At 70.2% G+C, this 18,590-nt stretch carries 13 protein-coding genes; 9 read left to right on the top strand and 4 right to left on the bottom strand.

From position 1 onward, the window contains the following. The first annotated feature begins 675 nt into the window (after positions 1-675). The gene (locus ACWEKR_RS17600; RefSeq protein WP_452355321.1) at positions 676-1,305 is read left to right on the top strand and encodes a hypothetical protein; all 630 of its coding nucleotides are present in this window, start codon (positions 676-678) and stop codon (positions 1,303-1,305) included. Positions 1,306-1,713: 408 nt separating this feature from the next. Further along, positions 1,714-3,180, top strand: a complete 1,467-nt coding sequence (locus tag ACWEKR_RS17595; protein ID WP_452355320.1) for a subtype B tannase — start codon at positions 1,714-1,716, stop codon at positions 3,178-3,180. A 265-nt stretch (positions 3,181-3,445) separates the two neighbouring features. Here the strand turns inward: ACWEKR_RS17595 and ACWEKR_RS17590 are convergent, their stop codons facing one another. After that, positions 3,446-6,919 (bottom strand): indolepyruvate ferredoxin oxidoreductase family protein, encoded by a 3,474-nt coding sequence (locus ACWEKR_RS17590; protein WP_452355319.1) that lies wholly within the window; start codon positions 6,917-6,919, stop codon positions 3,446-3,448. Positions 6,920-7,194: 275 nt separating this feature from the next. Between ACWEKR_RS17590 and ACWEKR_RS17585 the strand changes: the two genes are divergently transcribed. Together ACWEKR_RS17585 and ACWEKR_RS17580 are read left to right on the top strand one after the other, a co-directional pair. Next, entirely contained in the window at positions 7,195-7,674 is a 480-nt protein-coding gene (locus ACWEKR_RS17585; protein ID WP_452355318.1) for a hypothetical protein, read from the top strand. 372 nt (positions 7,675-8,046) lie between these two features. Beyond that, positions 8,047-9,234: a lipase family protein gene (locus ACWEKR_RS17580; protein WP_452355317.1), complete on the top strand. Its 1,188-nt coding sequence runs from the start codon at positions 8,047-8,049 to the stop codon at positions 9,232-9,234. A gap of 52 nt (positions 9,235-9,286) precedes the next feature. Here ACWEKR_RS17580 and ACWEKR_RS17575 read toward each other — a convergent pair whose 3' ends face one another. The 3 genes from ACWEKR_RS17575 to ACWEKR_RS17565 form a co-directional block, all read right to left on the bottom strand. Continuing rightward, positions 9,287-10,123 carry an SDR family oxidoreductase gene (locus ACWEKR_RS17575; RefSeq protein ID WP_452355316.1) on the bottom strand — a complete coding sequence of 279 codons (837 nt, stop codon included), beginning with the start codon at positions 10,121-10,123 and terminating at the stop codon, positions 9,287-9,289. Next, a complete protein-coding gene (locus ACWEKR_RS17570; protein ID WP_452355315.1) occupies positions 10,120-11,067 on the bottom strand; it encodes a patatin-like phospholipase family protein in 948 nt (315 codons plus the stop codon). Before ACWEKR_RS17570 ends, ACWEKR_RS17575 begins: the two co-directional genes overlap by 4 nt. A 67-nt stretch (positions 11,068-11,134) precedes the next feature. Then, positions 11,135-11,680, bottom strand: coding sequence for a histidine phosphatase family protein (locus ACWEKR_RS17565; RefSeq protein WP_324198284.1), 546 nt, complete (start codon positions 11,678-11,680; stop codon positions 11,135-11,137). A 96-nt stretch (positions 11,681-11,776) separates the two neighbouring features. Here ACWEKR_RS17565 and ACWEKR_RS17560 point away from each other — a divergent pair, with 96 nt between their 5' ends. The 5 genes from ACWEKR_RS17560 to ACWEKR_RS17540 all read left to right on the top strand — a co-directional run bounded on the left by ACWEKR_RS17560 (position 11,777) and on the right by ACWEKR_RS17540 (position 18,580). Then, positions 11,777-16,633, top strand: coding sequence for an ATP-dependent helicase (locus ACWEKR_RS17560; RefSeq protein ID WP_452355314.1), 4,857 nt, complete (start codon positions 11,777-11,779; stop codon positions 16,631-16,633). A gap of 75 nt (positions 16,634-16,708) precedes the next feature. Beyond that, complete coding sequence (locus ACWEKR_RS17555; RefSeq protein ID WP_452355313.1) at positions 16,709-17,491, top strand: DNA-formamidopyrimidine glycosylase family protein; 783 nt, start codon at positions 16,709-16,711, stop codon at positions 17,489-17,491. A 12-nt stretch (positions 17,492-17,503) separates the two neighbouring features. Continuing rightward, positions 17,504-17,689: a hypothetical protein gene (locus tag ACWEKR_RS17550; protein WP_452355312.1), complete on the top strand. Its 186-nt coding sequence runs from the start codon at positions 17,504-17,506 to the stop codon at positions 17,687-17,689. Next, the gene (locus ACWEKR_RS17545) at positions 17,682-17,945 is read left to right on the top strand and encodes a hypothetical protein (RefSeq protein WP_452355311.1); all 264 of its coding nucleotides are present in this window, start codon (positions 17,682-17,684) and stop codon (positions 17,943-17,945) included. Before ACWEKR_RS17550 ends, ACWEKR_RS17545 begins: the two co-directional genes overlap by 8 nt. Positions 17,946-18,004: 59 nt before the next feature. Then, complete coding sequence (locus ACWEKR_RS17540) at positions 18,005-18,580, top strand: TetR/AcrR family transcriptional regulator (RefSeq protein ID WP_452355335.1); 576 nt, start codon at positions 18,005-18,007, stop codon at positions 18,578-18,580. The last annotated feature ends 10 nt before the right edge of the window (positions 18,581-18,590 follow it).

Here is an 18,590-nt window from a genome sequence, read left to right as displayed (position 1 = left end):
ACCACGCAAAACGCTCGGCTGGGCAACCCCAGCCGAGCGTCTGCGTGATCTACTGACGACCACATAGCCATCAGGTGTTGCGAGGACCCCGAGAACCCGCCCAGCGCTCCGGGCCGTTCTCTTTCACCGGGTCTCGGCGTCGGCGTGCGCAGCGCGTCGCCCGCAGGTGTGGTTCCGGTCGACCAGCACGAAGAACGCTCGGACCGAGCCGGGGCGGAGTGCTGCGAGCCAAGCCGGCGATTCAGCGAATCCGCCGACTTCGGCGCAACGCAGGCAGACTCGTCGCGCGCCGTCGGTGACGACAGTCCCCGAACACCGGCGTGTCGCTTACCGCGACGGTTGAGTTTCTTTCATGCGCTTCGACGTGTGCCTGTCCCGTAGCTCACAGCAGAATCTACGGCCGAATAATTCCCGCCAGCTCCACCGCCGCTACCTTCTGCAAATCGGGGGTTAAAAGACGGTTACGGCGCCGCTTTGGATTGGTGACGACGAAGTTGTCGTGTCACGATACTTCCGAGTCACCCGGACTATTCATCCCGAAGTGTTTTCCCGCAGGCAACCTCTCGGTTTCGTCACCGCACCCGGCTTGTCCCCTTCGGCGTGTTCGTAATGATTCGATCGCCGACGTCGGCCATCTCTGCGTGCAACGACAACAATCTGTGAGGAATGTTCCGCGTGAGTGATTTCTGGAATGTGAGCTCGTCTCTGGCCTGTCTCAGCATCGGCATCTCCCTGTTCGGCGTCATCGCGTATCTGGCGGGGATACTGGAAGGGGAAACCCGGCCGCGCGTCGCGTCGTGGGCGGCTTGGTGCACCGCGAACACTGTGTTCGCGATCGTGGCGTACCTCGACGGCGGCTATCTCGCCGCGGGCATCAACGCCGCGGCGGCGGCCATGAACGCGGCGGTCATCGCCGTCGGCATAACTCGCGGCAGCAGCCTGCGACCGGAAGACACTATCGATTGGGCCTGTCTGCTCGCGTCGATCGCCTGTGTACTGGTGACGGTCGGCGTGCAGGAAAAGGCATTCGGTGCGCTGTTCGCCGTCTGCGCCAATCTCATCGCCACCATCCCCACGCTCCGGCATGTGTGGTCCAAACCCCGCGAGGAAACCTGGCAAACCTTCGCCGCGAATGCCTTCGCGAATGGTCTCGGCCTGCTCGGCGTGCTCATGGTGAGCGGGTTCGAATTCGTTTCGATCGCCGGTCCGCTGATTTCCACGGTCGGCAATGTCGCCTTGGTCACCCTGACCATAGGCCGTGCTCGATTCACCGATGCCGCTGTCGTCCCGGTGAAAGTCGGCTGATTCGGCAGGCGATCGCCGATCTCCGATATCGGCGATCGCTTTGCCGAACCCGGCGAACTCACGCCGGGGCAAGCCAGGCGCGCTCTCGAACTCCACACGATCTGTCTCCGCGCTGTCTCGTGCTACGGCGAGCCCAGCGGTGCTCGAGTTGGGCGAGCGAGGCGGACCGCCGACCAGGGCACCGCTCGGCCGTCTGTGACCAACCAGGGCAGGCCGCTCCCGCTGCGCCGCCATTCGGCGGACGCGGCGGGCGCGGCCGCGCAGGTGCGCGAGCCCGCGGTCCGCTACCGCTATCCTTCGATCTCGGCGACCCGATGACCAGCTGATTCGTTTTCGCGCAACCGTTCTGTCGCGGCCGTTCCCCGCCGCGGCCGCAACGGTCTGCCCCCGTACGCGAAGGAGAGAGCTGTGCAGCGCAGAGCGATGCTCAAGGGGTGTGCGGCGGCGGTCGTCGTGCCGATGTTCACCGCGGGCTGCGATGTGCTGGGCGGCAGCGCGCGGGCGGTGGACGAATTGGCCTTCGATCCAGGCGCGTTCACGACGAAGACGAAGACCGTCGCCACCTTCGAGCGCGACAGAAAGGTGACCTACCGCTGCTACGAGAACGTCGTCTATGTGGCGCAGCCGGTGGACAAGGCATACCAGAGCCTGAACGTCAGCGTGCCCACCGAAATCGACGGAGCGGCCGTCGACGCGGGCAAGGCTCCCATCCTTTTCAGCAACTCCGTCGCGGGATATCTGTCGTCGTCGGTGACGAGCCGCCCACCGGACGACGGCGGGGATCGGGCGAGGAACCGGGACCTCGCACTGACGGCGGGCTATGTCGTCGTGGAACCCGGTGCGCGCGGTCGCGACCTGGTCGCGCCGGACGGCACATATTTCGGCGTGGCGCCCGCGGCCATCGTGGATCTGAAAGCCGCGGTGCGCTATCTGCGGCACAACGCGGGCCGCGTGCCGGGCGACACCGACCGGATCGTGGCCACGGGAGTCAGCGCGGGCGGCGCGCTGTCCGCCTTGCTGGCGGTGTCCGGGGACAGCCGGATGTACGACCGGTATCTGGCCGAACTCGGCGCGGCGGACGCGAGCGATGCCGTCTTCGCTGCCGCTCCCTATTGCCCCGTCACCGATCTCGAGCACGCGGACATGGCCTACGAGTGGAATTGGGGCGCCAACCCGCTGCGCTCCGGCACACTCGACGCCGCCGCCTCGCGGGAGCTGAGCACGGCGTTCACCGATTATCAGGCGTCGCTGGCCCTGCAGGGCCGGAACGGATTCGGCCCCCTCACGGCCGGCAATTACGGCAATTATCTGGTGCGGACCTACCTCGAACCGGCCGCGACCGCGTACTTGACCGAGCTGCCGGACGCCGACCGCTCCAGCTACCTGGCGGCCAACAGCTGGATCACCTGGGCGGGCGATCGCGCGGAATTCACCTGGCCGGACTACCTCTCGCACGTCGGCGTGCGGCAGAAGGGCGTGCCCGCCTTCGACGCTTTCGACCTGTCGGCGCCCGAGAACAACGAGTTCGGCGGGGGAACCGTCAAGGCAAGGCACTTCACCCTGTTCAGCCTGCGTCGAGCGACCGGCGCCCCGGGCGCGCAACTCGACAGCGACCTGCCCGAGAAGATCAGCATGATGAACCCGATGTTCTTCCTGCGACAGCGGAATGCCGTCCGGGCGAAGCATTGGTGGATCCGCGTGGGCACCAAGGACACCGATACGTCACTGACGATCGTTGGCAATCTCGCCGCGAGCTTGGAGAACCTGGGGGACGAGGTCGACACCGCGATGTACTGGGACGCCGGGCACGGCAGCAACGAAGACCCGGAGGATTTCATCGCGTGGATCGGCAAGGTGACCGGTTACGCGGGGTGAGGCGGCACACCGAGGCCCGGCCGCCGGGCCTGCGCCGACCTCGGCAGCGCCGGGTGCCGACCGCCACCCGTGGCCGCGGCAGCGAGGTCTTCGGCCGATCATCGGAGGACGTCCGTCGCCGCGTGCTGCGGCCGAGCAGCCGCCTCCTGCGCGGACTCCGCGCCCAGCGCGGATGGGCCGAGCTGGGCCGCCTGTCAGACGAACGCGCAGGTCCGCCGAATTCCTGGGAGCCTGGGCGAACGGTGCCCGGTCGGGCAGTGCGCCGTTAGCAGCGCGGCGGCTCGATACCGAGCTCCCGCAGGCGTTCGCGGTAGAGCGCGACGTTGGCGAGCTTGATGTCTTCGTACCCGCGCACCACGTCGGCCAGTGCCGCGGCCCGCACCGCGCGGTCGTAGCCCGCCGGGTCCAACACCGACGCAAGGTCCGCCACCATCGAGGTGTAGTGCGCCAGCAGTTCGCGTTCCACCCGCCGCACGTGGGCGTATCCGAAGGGGTCGAATGCGGTGCCACGCAAACGCTTACCTCTGGCCAGCACGCGGAGGGCGAAGTGGCTGCCCGGCCGCATCCCGATCTTCTTCTTCCGGCCCATCGCGCGCAGGACCGGCGGGTGCAGCCGATAGGTGAGGTTCGCCCCCTCGGGTACCTGCGCGGCGACCTCGGCCAGGAACGCCGGATCGGTCAACCGGCGCGCCACCTCGTACTCGTCTTTGTATGCCGTGAACTTGTACAGGCCGCGCGCCACCTGCTCGCTGAACTCGGTCCGGTCGGTCACCCGCCGCTCGGCATCCCAGATGCGTTGTACCGCGGCGACATAAGCGCGGGCCACCGCCACGCTCTGGAAACCGATCAGTTCGACCGCACGCAGCTCGACCAGCCGCCGTACCTCTCCCGTGGCGGTGAACCCCTCGAAAAGGTCCGCGGGCACCGCCACCGGGGCACGTTCGGGTGCGCGGCGCGTGGTCGCGGCGGCGAACTCCTCCGGTCGCGCGATCGCGACCCGCCCCCACCGGAAGGCCGCCAGATTCGCCTCCACCGCGACTCCGTTGATCCCGATGGCCTCTTCGATCGCGGTGCCGGGCAACCGCAGGCCTCCGGTCTGATAAGCAGCGCCGACCAGCAGAAAGTTCGCGGCGGCGGTGTTGCCGAAGAGGACTTCCGCGGCGGCCAGGGCGTCGAAGGCCCGTACCGAGCGCGACACCTGCCCCAAACGCCCCAGCAGCACCGCCTCGTCGGGATAGGCCACCGATTTGTCGTAGACCATGTCCCCGGTCGGAGTCTTGCTGGTGGAGGCGACCGACACGGTCGTCGTGGCGGACCCGTAGGCCAAGTTCTTGTTGTCGGTAGCGGCCAGCAGATCGAAGGCCAGCACGCAGTCGGCCGAGGCGGGGGCCAGGCGGTTGGCGGGCTCCAGCGCGCCCGCGGCGAAACGCAGGTGCGAGACCACGGGGCCGGCCTTCTGGCTCATGCCGATCTGATCCAGGCTCGCCACCTCGTATCCGGCTCGCAGCGCGGCGGTGGCCAGCACCTGGTTCACGGTCACGATGCCGGTGCCGCCGATGCCGGCGAGGAAGACGTTCTGCGTGGTCGTCGGTGGTTCGTGCACGAGGTCCGGCAGCCGCGGCGGCTGCTGCCGCTGGATTTTCCCGCGCGGCTTCCGCTTCGCCGGGTCGGGCAGCTCCACTGTGACGAACGAGGGGCAATCCCCATTCAGGCAGCTGTAATCGGTGTTGCAGGAGGTTTGGTCGATGCGCGTCTTGCGCCCGAACTCGGTGTCCACCGGCTGCACCGACAGGCAGTTGCTCTGCACACCGCAGTCACCGCAGCCTTCGCACACCGCCTCGTTGACGACCACCCGGGTGCGGCGCACCGGCAGGGCGCCCCGCTTGCGCTGGCGCCGCGCGTCGGCCGCACAGTGCTGGTCGTAGATCAGCACCGTGACGCCGGGGACCTCCCGCAACGCGCGCTGCGCTTCGTCGAGACGGTCCCGGTGCCACAGCAGCGTGCCGGGAGCGAGATCGCGCTTGCGGTATCGCCCCGGCTCGTCGGCGCAGACGATGATCCGCCGGACGCCCTCGACGGCGAGCTTGTGGGTGAGCATCGGCACCGTGAGCGCGCCCTCGGCGTGCTGCGCGCCGGTCATCGCGACCACGTCGTTGTGCAGCAGCTTGAACGTGATGTTCACGCCCGCGGCGACGCACGCCTGCACAGCCAGCTGGCCGGAGTGGAAATACGTTCCGTCCCCGATGTTCTGGAACAGATGCGGCACGTCGGTGAACGGCGCTTGGCCGATCCACTGGGCGCCTTCGCCGCCCATCTGGGTCAGCCCGGTGACCTTGCTGTCTTCCCGGCCGGACATGGTCACCAAGGTGTGACAGCCGATGCCGCCGCCCGCCAGCGATCCTTCCGGGACGGCGGTGGAACGGTTGTGCGGACAACCGCTGCAGAAGTAGGCCGCGCGCTTGGCGGGCAGCACGGACAGCGACAGCGGCTGCGGCAGTGGGCGTTTCATTTCGAGGTGGCCGTCGAGTACGCGGCGTAGCGGTGCGGCGATACGCCCGGAGGTGAGTTCGCCGTCGGCGCCGAACAGCGGGCGGCCCGCATGGTCGCGCTTGCCGAGGATCTCGGGCGCACCCGGAACGCCGTACAGGATCTCGCGGACCTGGGTCTCGACGAATGCCGTCTTGTCCTCGACGACGATCAGCCGGGTGAGCCCGGCGGCGAACTCCCGGACCCGGTCGGGCGCGAGCGGATACGGCATGCCGATCCGCAACAGCCGGATTCCTGCGGCGTGCAACGCCTCGTCGTCCGCGCCGAGGTCGAGCAGGGCTTGGCGGAGGGCGTCGAAGGTGGTCCCGGTGGCGGCGATGCCGATCGTGGCGCGAGCCGGGTGGACCTCGATCACATCCAGCTCGTTGCGTGTGCTGTAGGCGCGCACCAGCTCCCAGCGGGGACCATAGAGATCCGCCTCGGCGAGCAGGCTGTCGGCCGGCGCGGCCATCGGACGCTGCCGGTAACGGAAAGGCGCTCCGGCCCAGTCGATTTCGGGTACGACGATATCGATGTCACCCACCGAACCCTCGACGGTCCAGGCGCCGTCGGCGACGTCGGCGACGATCTTCAGCGCCACGAGGCAGCCCGAGGCGCGCGACAGCGCCACCCCGTGCAGGCCCATGGTGATGATCTCGCGGGCGTTGCGCGGGAACAGCACGGGAATGTTCATCGCCGCCAGCGAGCGCTCGCTCACCGCGGGCACGGTGGAGGACTTGGCCGCCGGATCGTCGCCGACCAGCAACAGGACGCCGCCCCGCGGATTCGCGCCGTACATATTGGCGTGCCGCAGCGCGTCGGTCGCGCGGTCCAAGCCGGGGCCCTTGCCGTACCAGACGCCGACGACGCCGTCGTGGGTCGCCGTGCCCGCGGGCAGGTCCGCCTGACTGCCCCACACGGAGGTCGCGGCCAGTTCCTCGTTCAACCCCGGGACGAACGAGATGTCGTGCTCGGCCAGGACCTCCGGCATGCCGGCCAGCATCTTGTCGACGCCGCCGAGCGGACTGCCCTGATACCCGGAGACGAACGTGCCCACCCGCAGGCCCGCGCGCAGATCACGCACGTGCTGCTCGACCAGCTGGCGCGCGATGGCCTGGACGCCGGTGAGGACCACCGTCCCCGAGCCGACGCGGTAACGGTCGGCAAGGTCGTAGGGAGCTGCGATCAGATCGCGGTCGGCGAGCTCGGTCATCAGATCCACCCGTCCGCTCGGCGCCGGTCCGGCGCCTCGCATCGTTGAGCACTTGTTGCGGATATGGTGTCTGTGAAGATCTGAACGCGCAATCTTGACTCTTCATGTTGAGCAATATGCCCAATTCTTCGCAGTGCCGGTGGGCACAACCTAAGCACAGTGCGAGGTCGATGTGATGACGCGCACAGCACAGCGTCGCCGCGTCGGCGAGCCGAGCGGGTGCCACACCGCGTTTCCTCCGCGGCACCCGCGCCCGCCTGTGTGAAGGTGGAAAGGTGTCAATGCTCAGGAGGGGTGCGGCGCTGCTCGCCGCCATCACGTTGGGGTCGCTGACCGCGTGCGGGCAGCAGGCGGACCCGGCTGCCCCCTCCACGCCGGAGCGCACCGCGGAAGCCGCGACGGGCACGCGGGCAGACCCGGGTCCCCGCACTTACGCGGGCGGAACGATGGTCGTCATCCCGCATGCCGCGGATCTGGACCCCAGTTCGACCATGCCCTTCTCGGAGTACGACACCGAAGACGGGACGAACAAACTCGCGATCCACATCCCCGGCCCGGTCGGCTGTCCGAGTATCGGATTCACCGCGCGCGTGGAAGAATCTGCCGACCTGGTGAGCGTGCGACTGATCCGTGGCCTGCATCGCGGTATGCCGCCGTGCCAGGGCGCGAATCCCGAGCAGAAGCGCGAGTACGGCGTGGTCGTGGTCGACCTGCTTCGCCCGCTGGGCGCTCGGCCGGTGCTCAGCTTCGCATGAGCTACGCGACGCGCGAACGATTCGGTGCGCGACCGGGCAGGCCACCTCCTTTAGTGATCTTGTCGAATGGCGGGCCGCGGGCTTTGTGACATGTCCGGTTCGCCTGTTCCGGTGCGACGCCGCGATAAGCGGAGCGTTATCTTCGCAGCGGATGGTGCCGCCTTCGCGGCTACCGGCGGTCCCGGAGTCGAAGGAGGTGCGGCAGTCCGCCATGATCGACTCAGGATCTTTCCGGCGGCGGTTCCTTCTGCTCCGTCCCGCAGCGAACGTTCGCTGCGGTTTTCCGTGTAGTGCCGGTCCGTCCGGAACACCGACACCGCGGCGTGCCCGCGGGGCGGTGGGTCGGTGACGGCTGACTTTCGAAGGAAACCCGTGTCCAGAGTTGCGTTCCGGATCGCGATCTTGCTGGTGAGCCTCGTCTCGCTCGGCCTGCTCGGCCTGCCAGCGACGGCTCAGCCCCTCTACCCCACTCCCGATCCCGATCCCTTCTACACGGCACCGCCCGATCTAGGGGCGCTCGCTCCGGGCGACGTCGTGCGGGCCCGCCGGATCGACACCGGTATCTATGTCGGGACCGAGGGCTGGCAGGTGGCATTCCGCTCCACCAATTCGCAGGACGATCCCGTCATGGCCATCACGACGGTCCTGCTGCCCGCCGGGGTGAAGAACCCGCCGCTGGTCTCCTATCAGGCGCTGATCAATTCGCTCGGCACCCAGTGCAATCCGTCGCGATCGCTGTTCAACGGCGAACTGCAGGACGCGGTCGGCGCGATGCTGCCGATCGGACGCGGATGGGCGATCTCGCTGCCGGACTACCTGGGGCCGACCTCCGCCTACGGCGCCGCGCGCCTGGCCGGCATGATCACCCTCGACAGCGTGAAGGCCGTCCGCAAGGTCGCCGAACTCGGTCTGTCGTCCTCCCCCGTCGCCCTCGCGGGCTACTCCGGCGGCGGCATGGCCACCTCCTGGGCCGCCGCGCTGCAACCCACCTACGCGCCGGATCTGAAGCTGACCGCCGCCGTGGCCGGTGGCATCCCGGCCGACCTCGAGCAAATGGCGATGTCGCTGGGCTTCGACCCGCACCCCGGATTCGGCCTCGCCTTCGCCGCCGCCATGGGACTCGAGCGGGAGTATCCGGACCGGTTGCCGATCTCCGATCAACTCAACGAGAACGGTTTGTGGTTCCGGGAATTCACGCATGACGCCTGCCGCCGGTTCCTGCTCTTCCACGGCGCCTTCCGCAGCGCCGAGCAGATGGCGGCGTCCAAGAGCCTGATGGACAGCCCCGAGGCACACGCCGTCCTGCGGGAGAACAGCCTGCGGTACTTCGACGGCGTGCCGACCGTGCCGACCTACATCTGGCAGGGCCGCTACGACGAGCTCACCTTCTATCCGCCCGTCGCCGAGGTCGCTGCCCGATACTGCAAGGCGGGTGCGCCGGTGCAGTTCCACACCGTCGACATCTCCGAGCACATGACCGCGGCGGCCGCCGGATTCGCCGACGCGTGGAACTACGTGGAGGCCAGGTTCCGCGGCGAACCCGCACCGACCAGCTGCTGAAAGCGGACGAGTACGGCCCGAGAGACGCTCTCCCGGGCCATTTTTCGTTCGATCAGCTGATGGATCGCACCTCTTGCTCGTACTGTGCCCGCGTCGTCTCGTCGGCCGGGCGCAACGCTCGATCCCCGTCGAACAGGCCGCGGATCAGGCGCACCGCGCGTTCCGGCGCGGCCGCCAGCGCGATGTCCAGCGGTCCTAGGTAAGTCGGCACCGCCACCTCGGCTTTGCGAGTCGCGCAGGTGCGCAGGATCGCGGCGGCGACGTCCTCCGGGTCGACGGTCGGCATGCCGTGGCCCAAGGCCAGTCCCGAGGAGAGCCGGGTCCGCACGGCCGACGGCAGCACGCAACTGACGCTGACGCCCTGCCCGGCGAATTCCAGCCGGGTCGCCGCCGAGAGGCCGACCGCCGCGAACTTGCTGGCGTTGTACACGGCCAGCCCGGGAATCGGGACCTTGCCCGCCAGGGAGGCGACATTGACGATGTGCCCGCGTCCGCGTTCGATCATGCCCGGCGCGGCGGCGCGCATACCGTGCACGAGACCCCAGACGTTGATGTCCATTGTCGCCTGACCCACCACGTCGGGTTGTTCCAGAAACGCTCCCGCAGGCATGACACCGGCGTTGTTGACCAGCACGTCGATCTCGCCGACCGCCGCGACGACCGCGTCCCATTGTCCACGCGAACGCACGTCGAGCTCGAACGCACTCGCTCCGATCGCGGCCGCGGTCGCGTCGACGGCGGCTTTGTCCACGTCCGCGAGCACGACGCGGGATCCCTTCGCGGCGAACGATTCCGCGGTGGCCCGGCCGATGCCCCGCGCGCCTCCCGTGATCAGGACGGTCGCCTCGCGCAGGTCGATCGCGGGGTAACCGGAGCCGAAGATGTTCATGCGAATGCTCCTCGCTCGAGGGCGCGGCGTGTGCTGCGCAGGCTGTGCTCGAAGGTGGCCGGACGGCGGCGGCCGTCCATGAAGTTGGGTCCCATCACGGCGAGGTCCTCGGCGGACGCGCCCACGAAGAGCACTTTGGTGCCCGCCGCGCGCAAACGGGCGATCTCGGCGCGAAGCTTGTCGCTCATCCGGTTGCGCAGGTGCCGTTCCAGCAGGTGCCCGGGGCCGGTGGCCGGGATCCGGGCCGCGGAGGCCATCGGCGCGAGCACGAGGACCTCGTCGAGCTTTTCGGCGGCGAGCAGGTCCACCGACGCGGTCGAGCCCGCGCCACCGTCGACGAAGCGACGGCCCGCGATGGTGACCGGCGGGAACCAGCCGGGAATCGCCCAGGACGCCCGCAGCGCCTCGCCGATGGTCGCGGCGGGAGCACCGGGGGAACCGAATGCCACCCGCTCACCGGTCGCGTAATCCATCGCCACCAGCCTGGTCGCCGGATGCGGCACCCACGCGCGGCCGGGGTTCAGCCGTTCGGCGAGCCGCCCCAGCCACCCCGCGTCGCCGCCGCCGACCGGCAGCAGTCCGCTGCCCGCGGCCAGCAGCGCCTGGCCTGGTTCCTGGCGGCACAGCGGCAGCCGGGGCGAGCCGAGTCGCGGGCGCGGCAACGGCGGAAACCGGCCGGGCTCGGCCGCGCGGTGCTCGCGCAGCACCGGGTCGGTCACCGTGCCGCGCTGCATGGCGACCAGGTCTTCCACCGAAAAACCGCTGCCGAGCATCGTGACCGTCTCCGCGCCCGCCGAGGTGCCGATCAGCACGTCCGCCTCGCGTGGATCCCAGTCCAGCACGTCACGGGCGGCGGCGAGGGCGGCGACGATCCACGCCGCCCCCACGGTGCCACCACACCCGATGGCCAGGCCGCGCCGTTGCGACCCATTGTTGTTACCCATAGTCTCAGACACTAGCCCAGTGCGGCGCGGATGCCACGTCTTCGCGCGAACGGCGCACCGGGCGGTATCAGGCCGTGAAGTGCAGCGTCCATTCGCCGCGATAGTGCAGCCGGGTGATGCTGCCGGGCGGAATGTCGATGCGCCAGAACGATTTCGGAGGGGCGTCCAGCGTCACCAGCAACGCGGCCCTGACCACCGCGGGGTGGGTGACCGCGATCGTGGACACCGACTGCGCGGCCACCTCGGCCATCCACCGCCTGGTCCGTTCGATGACGTCCAGCACGGATTCGCCGCCGTGCCCGCGGAACGCCGGGTCGGTGAGCCAGGCGTACAGCTCGTCCTGTGGCACCGACATCAGTTCGCCGCCGCGCCAAGCGCCCGCGTCCAGGTCACGCAACCGGTTGTCCTCCTCGCCCGGCAAACCCAGCAATGCCGCGGTCTCCACCGTCCGGCGTTCCGGCCCGGTGAGCACCCGCGCGGCGGTGAGCGGCCCGCACTCGGCCACCGCCCGCCTGCCCGCCTCGGTGAGCGATTCGTCCACCGGGAAGCGTGCCTTCCGCATCGCCTCGGTCATCCCATGGCTGACCAGGTCGAGTCTGAGCACTTTTTGCACCTGTGGAAGCGTACGGCCAGGCGTCGGCGATTGCTGCCGCTTCGCTCGCGAAACGGTACGGCCGTGCTTGTCGGTGGGCCGGTGCACACTGAATCCATGGCCCAGTTCTCTCGCGCGACCCAGGAGTGGTTCGACGGCGCGTTCCCTGCGCCGACCTCCGCTCAACTGGGGGCCTGGAAGGCGATCGCGGCGGGCGAGCACACGTTGGTCGTCGCGCCTACCGGCTCCGGGAAGACGCTCTCGGCGTTCCTCTGGGCGATAGACCAGCTGGCCGCGCGGGAGCAGCGGCCAGAGCGCGCGGGCACCGCGGTGCTGTACGTGTCCCCGCTCAAGGCGCTCGCGGTGGACGTGGAACGCAACCTGCGGGCCCCGCTGGTCGGCGTCACCCAGACCGCCAAACGCCTGGGCCTGGAGCCGCCGGAGATCACCGTCGGAGTTCGTTCCGGCGACACCAGCGCGGCCGACCGGCGGTCCATGCTGCGCACCCCGCCGGACATCCTGATCACCACGCCGGAATCGCTGTTCCTGATGCTGACCTCGGCCGCCAGGGAAACACTGCGGGACGTGGGCACGGTGATCGTGGACGAGGTACACGCGATCGCCGGTTCCAAGCGCGGTGCGCATCTGGCGCTGTCCCTGGCCCGGCTCGACCTGTTGACCGATCGGCCCGCCCAGCGCATCGGGTTGTCGGCGACCGTGCGGCCACCGGAGGAGGTCGGGCGGTTCCTGGTCGGCAACGCGCCGATCACCCTGGTCGCGCCGCCCGCGCCGAAGACATTCGACCTCTCGGTGCGAGTGCCGGTCGCGGACATGACCGAGCCGGGCGATTCCGACCAGCCGGGCTCGATCTGGCCGCACGTGGACGAGGCCATCGTCGAGCTGGTGCTGCAGCACCGGTCCTCGATCGTGTTCGCGAACTCCCGCAGGCTGGCCGAGCGGCTCACCGCCCGGCTCAACGAGGCCTACGCGGCCCGGCTCGGGGAGCCGGTGGAAACCGAGCACGTGCCGCCCGCCCAGCTCGGCCCGTCCACCGAGGTGAACCACGGCGCCGGGCCCCTGCTGGCGCGCGCGCACCACGGCTCGGTCAGCAAGGAGCAGCGGGCGCTGATCGAGGATGATCTCAAGAGCGGGCGGCTGCGCTGCGTCGTCGCGACCAGCAGCCTGGAACTGGGCATCGACATGGGCGCGGTCGACCTGGTGGTTCAAGTGGAGGCGCCGCCCTCGGTGGCCAGCGGTTTGCAGCGGATCGGGCGGGCCGGGCATCAGGTCGGGGAGATCTCGCGCGGTGTGATCTTCCCGAAGCACCGCACCGATGTCATCCACTGCGCGGTGGCGTCGCAGCGGATGACCGCCGGGCAGATCGAAGCGATCCAGATTCCGGCGCACCCGCTGGACATCCTCGCGCAGCAGACCGTCGCCGCGTGCGCGCTGGACCCGATCGATGTCGACGAATGGTTCGAGATCGTGCGCGGCACCGGCAGTTACGCGTCGCTGCCGCGCTCGGCCTACGAGTCGGTACTCGACCTGCTCTCCGGGCGGTATCCGTCCGACGAGTTCGCCGAGCTGCGTCCCAGGCTGGTGTGGGATCGCGACGCGGGCACGCTCACCGGGCGGCCCGGCGCGCAGCGGCTGGCCGTGACCTCGGGCGGAGCGATACCCGATCGCGGCATGTTCGCGGTGTACATGGTCGGCGAGAAGGCGTCTCGGGTCGGGGAGCTCGATGAGGAGATGGTCTACGAGTCACGCGTCGGCGACGTGTTCGCGCTCGGGGCGACGAGCTGGCGGATCGAGGAGATCACCTTCGATCGGGTGCTGGTGACGCCCGCTTTCGGGCAGCCGGGGCGTTTGCCGTTCTGGCACGGCGACGGGCTCGGGCGGCCCGCCGAACTCGGCGCGGCGCTCGGCGAGTTCGTGCGCACGGTCGCGCAGGACCGTGCCACCGGATCGGCCGCGAGCACCGGGAAGACGGCACGGCGGGCCGGCAGCGCACCGCCCGCCGCGTCGAAGCCGCGAGCGCGACACGACGGCGCCGAGCCGGCCGGGCGCGAACTCGGCGCGTCCGTCGTTCCGGTGACAGGCCACGTCGCGGAGATCATGCGATCCGCCGGTCTCGACGACAACGCGACCGCCAATCTGCTCACGCTGCTGGACGAACAGCGCACCGCGACCGGGCATCTGCCCACCGACCGCACCCTCGTGGTGGAGCGGTTCCGCGACGAGCTCGGCGACTGGCGTCTGGTACTGCACTCCCCCTTCGGTCTCCCCGTGCACGCCCCTTGGGCGCTGGCCGTCGGCGCACGGTTGCGGGAACGGTTCGGCGTCGACGCCGCGCCGAACGCCTCCGACGACGGCATCGTCGTGCGGCTGCCCGACACCACCGACGATCCGCCCGGCGCCGAGCTGTTCGTCTTCGAGTCCGACGAGATCGACGACATCGTCACCGAGCAGGTTGGCGGCTCGGCGCTGTTCGCCTCCCGGTTCCGCGAATGCGCGGCGCGTGCGTTGCTGCTGCCGCGCCGCGACCCGGGCAAACGAGCCCCGCTGTGGCAGCAGCGGCAGCGCTCGGCCCAGTTGCTCGACGTGGCGCGCAAATTCCCCGAGTTCCCGATCCTGCTGGAGACGGTGCGCGAGTGCCTGCGCGACGTCTACGACCTGCCGTCGCTGCGCGACCTGCTCGGCCGGGTGGGGCGGCGTCAGATCCGGCTGGTCGAGGTGGAGACGGCGACCCCGTCACCGTTCGCCAACGCTTTGCTGTTCGACTACATCGGGCAGTTCATGTACGACGGCGACAGCCCGCTGGCCGAGCGGCGCGCGGCCGCGCTGTCGCTCGATTCCGGGCTGCTGGCCGAACTGCTCGGCCGAGTCGAACTGCGCGAACTGCTCGACGCCGCGGTCATGGAGCAGACCGAGCGGGAGCTGCAGCGGCTCACCCCGGAGCGGCACGCGCGGGACGCCGAGGGCTTGGCGGATCTGCTGCGCCTGCTCGGGCCGCTCACCGCCGCCGAAGCCGCCGAGCGCTGCGACGACGACCCCACCGCCTGGTTCGAGCGCCTGGTGGCCGCACGGCGGGCGCTGGAGGTGTCGTTCGCGGGCCGCAGCTGGTGGGTCGCGGTGGAGGACGCGGCCCGGTTACGCGACGCGCTCGGGGTGCCGCTGCCGATCGGCACGCCGTCGGCGTTCATCGAGCCGGTGGCCGATCCGCTCGGCGATCTGGTGGGCCGCTACGCCCGCACGCACGGCCCGTTCGCCACGGAGGCGGTGGCGGCCCGGTTCGGGCTCGGCACCGCGGTGGCCGCGACCGCCCTGCATCGGCTGACCGCCGAGAAACGGGTGGTAGAAGGGGAATTCACGCCCGGAGCGGCCGGGGCGGAATGGTGTGACGCGCAGGTGCTGCGCCGGTTGCGCCGCCGGTCGCTCGCTGCGGCCCGGCACGAGGTGGAGCCGGTCTCGACCGCCGCGTTCGGACGTTTCCTCCCGGCCTGGCAGCACGTCGGCAGCGGCGAGCTGCGCGGCGTCGACGGTGTGGCGGCCGTCGTGGAACAGCTCGCGGGTGTGCCGATTCCCGCCTCCGCCTGGGAGTCGCTCGTCCTGCCCACGCGGGTGCCCGACTACACCCCCGCCATGCTCGACGAACTCATGGCGACCGGCGAGGTGATCTGGTCCGGGCACGGCGCCATCACCGCCAAGGACGGCTGGATCGCTCTGCATCCGGCCGAGCAGGCGCCGTTCACTCTGGCCCCGCCGGACGAGATCGACCTCACGGACGTGCAGTTGCGCTTGCTCACCGCGCTGGGCGCGACCTTCGTGCCGTGGTCGCCGCCCGCTGCCGCACACGCCGTGCGCGCTCCGGTGCCGTTGGACGAGCCCGACTCCCCCGCGGGCAGTGCGTTCGACGAACGCGGCACCGACGGGCGATCCGGCGCACCGAGTGCGTCCGGGCCGGACAACGGCCGCCGCTCACCGGCCGGCACGGAACCTGCCGGCTCCGGCGCTCCCGCGCAACGGCTGATACCCGTTCCGCAGGGCGGCGGCGCGTACTTCTTCCGGCAACTCTCGGACGCCACCGGCCTGCTCGACGACGCCGCCGTAGCCTCCGCACTGTGGGAACTGGCCTGGGCAGGACTGGTTTCCGGGGACACGTTCGCGCCCGTGCGGGCGCTGCTGTCCGGCACCACCCGCACCACCACGGCCCATCGCACGCCCCGGCGCGCGCCGCGGGGGCGGGCCTACCTGCCCCGGCCGAGCATGCCCACCCGCGCCGGTCCGCCCTCGGTCGCCGGACGATGGTCGCTGCTGCCGGAGCGCGTCTCGGACAGCACGGTGCGCGCGCACGCGACCGCGGATCTGCTTCTGGAGCGGTACGGGGTGCTGACCAGGGGCTCGGTGCAGAACGAGGGCGTGCCGGGCGGATTCGCGCTGATGTATCGGGTGCTCACCGAGTTCGAGGACCGCGGCCGTTGCCGTCGCGGCTATTTCGTCGACTCGCTCGGCGGCGCCCAGTTCTCCACCACCGACGTGGTGGACCGGTTGCGCTCCTTCGACGCCGAACGCGCTCGTCCCGAGTCCAGGCAGCCGACCGGCACGGTGCTGGCGCTGGCCGCGTCCGATCCCGCGAACCCGTACGGCGCCGCGCTGGCCTGGCCGAAGAGCGACATCGAGGGCGGCCACCGCCCTGGCCGCAAGGCCGGAGCGCTGGTCGTGCTGGTCGACGGCGAACTGGTCCTGTATCTGGAGCGAGGCGGCAAGACCCTGCTCACGTTCACCGAGGACCCCGATGCCCGCCGGGCCGCCGCCGGAGCGCTCGCCGACCTGGTCCGGCGCCGCCGGGTGGACTCGCTGGTCATCGACCGCGTGAACGGAGACACCGTGCACGGCAACACCTTCGCCGGTTTCCTCACCGAAGCGGGCTTCTCCGCCACCCCGCGCGGACTCCGCCTCCGGAGCCGCCCGTGAACAGTGAGACCTGGGTGAAAGCGAGCCGAAGCGCATTCGGCCCATCGAGTGGGCCCATCGGCGCACCGGGGTCGCATGCCTGAGGGTGACACCGTCTTCCTGGCCGCCAAGAGGCTTCGCGCCGCTTTGGCGGGAAAGGAACTGACGCGCAGCGATTTCCGGGTGCCGCGATACGCCACGGTCGATCTGCGCGGGCAGGTGGTCGAAAGCGTCGGCAGCTACGGCAAGCACCTTTTCATCCGCACACCCACCGTGAGCGTGCACACGCACTTGAAGATGGAGGGCAGCTGGCGCGTGTTCCACTGCGGACAGCGCTGGACCAGACCTCGCGTGGCCGCACGAGTCGTGTTGAGCACCGCGGACGTCGAAGCCGTTGGCTTCTCGCTGGGCACCGTCGAGGTGGTTCGAGTGCGCGACGAGCACCGCGTCGTCGACCATCTCGGACCGGACCTGCTGGGGCCCGAATGGGATCCGGCCGAAGCCGTCCGGCGATTGGAACGGTATCCGGATCAACCCATCGGCGTCGCCCTGCTCGACCAGCGCAATCTGGCCGGTATCGGCAACGTCTTCCGCAGCGAGGTCTGCTTCCTGCGCCGCGTGCACCCCGCCACCAGGGTCGGGGACGTCCCCGATCTGCTGGCGATGGTCAACGAGGCACACCGCATCCTGACCGAAGCGGTCGAGCGGCCCCCGCGACGGCCGCTGGCCTACGGCCGCACGCACCGGCCGTGCCAGCGCTGCGGCACACCGCTGGTCGCCGACCTGCTCGGCGACACCGCACCGGATTACGACCGCGTGGTGCAGCGAGAACGCGGCATCTTCTTCTGTCCGCACTGCCAGCCGGCCCCGGCCGGCTGATCCGCGGGCACCATGAGCGACCCACGGCGGTACGTGGTGATCGGCGGCGGCCTGGGCGGGATCGCCTCGGCGGTCTGGCCGGCGGAGGCAGGCACGCTGGTCGCCGCGCCGCGCACGCTGTTCGGCGCGCATCCCGACGCGAATCCGCTGGAGCGCGCGCGGCGATCGCCGCCGTCCGGCTCGGCCTGCAGTGCCTGAACCAGCCGCCGACCTGCCCGGCATCACCACCGAGCAATGGTTCGACCGGGTCGGCATGCCCGCCGAAGCACGTGCGGCGGCGTGGGATCGGCTGGCGCTCGGCATAGCGTTGCGACCGGCGCAGCGGCCCTCGGTCCCCGGCTTGGTGCTCTCCGGCGACTGGACCGCCACCGACTGGTCGGCGACGAGGGAAAGCTCGGTGCCCAGCGCCGCGCGGGCGGTCGAGGCCCTGCTCGAGCTACCTTCGTCTGCGTGACCACGGATCGCTCCACGGCCGAGCGCGCGACCACCGAGGCGGCGCGGCCGAGGCGCCGGATGTCCGCCGCCGACCGCCGTACCCAGCTACTGGACGTGGCGCGCGACATCGTGGCCACCGAGGGCTTCGGCGCGGTGAGCATCGATCGGGTGGCTCGCGAGGCGCTGGTCGCCCGCGCGCTGGTGTATCAGCAGTTCACCGACCTGTCCGGGCTGACGTCGGCGCTGCTGGATCGCGAGTCGGCCATCGCGTTCGCCGGTGTGCGCAGCGTCGACTGGGAGCACGGTGACGTGGACCGGGTCGGCCGCGGCATCCTCGCCTACCTGCACGCCGCGCCGACGAGCTGGCGCATCATCCTCAGCCCGTTCGACGGCGGACCGCCCGAGCTGCGCGAGCGGCTCGCACTTCGCCGCGCCTACGCCCGCGCGATCGGGGCGCGTCATCTGTCCCGCTATCTCGGGACCACCGTGGATCCGAACGGCCCGACGGAGCGGATCCTGTTGGCCGCCATGGAGGAATTGGCCCGGCTGCACCTCGTCGATCCGGTCGAATATCCAGACGATCTGATGCTGCGCTATCTGCGCTCACTGGTCGATTGGGCGATTCGCGTCGAGGCCCCCGCCTGCGAGGAGTGAGCGGAGAGAC

Source organism: Nocardia sp. NPDC004573 (genome assembly GCF_053602135.1).
Note: the sequence above shows the minus strand (reverse complement) of the source record. Positions and strands in the feature narration are given on the sequence as shown.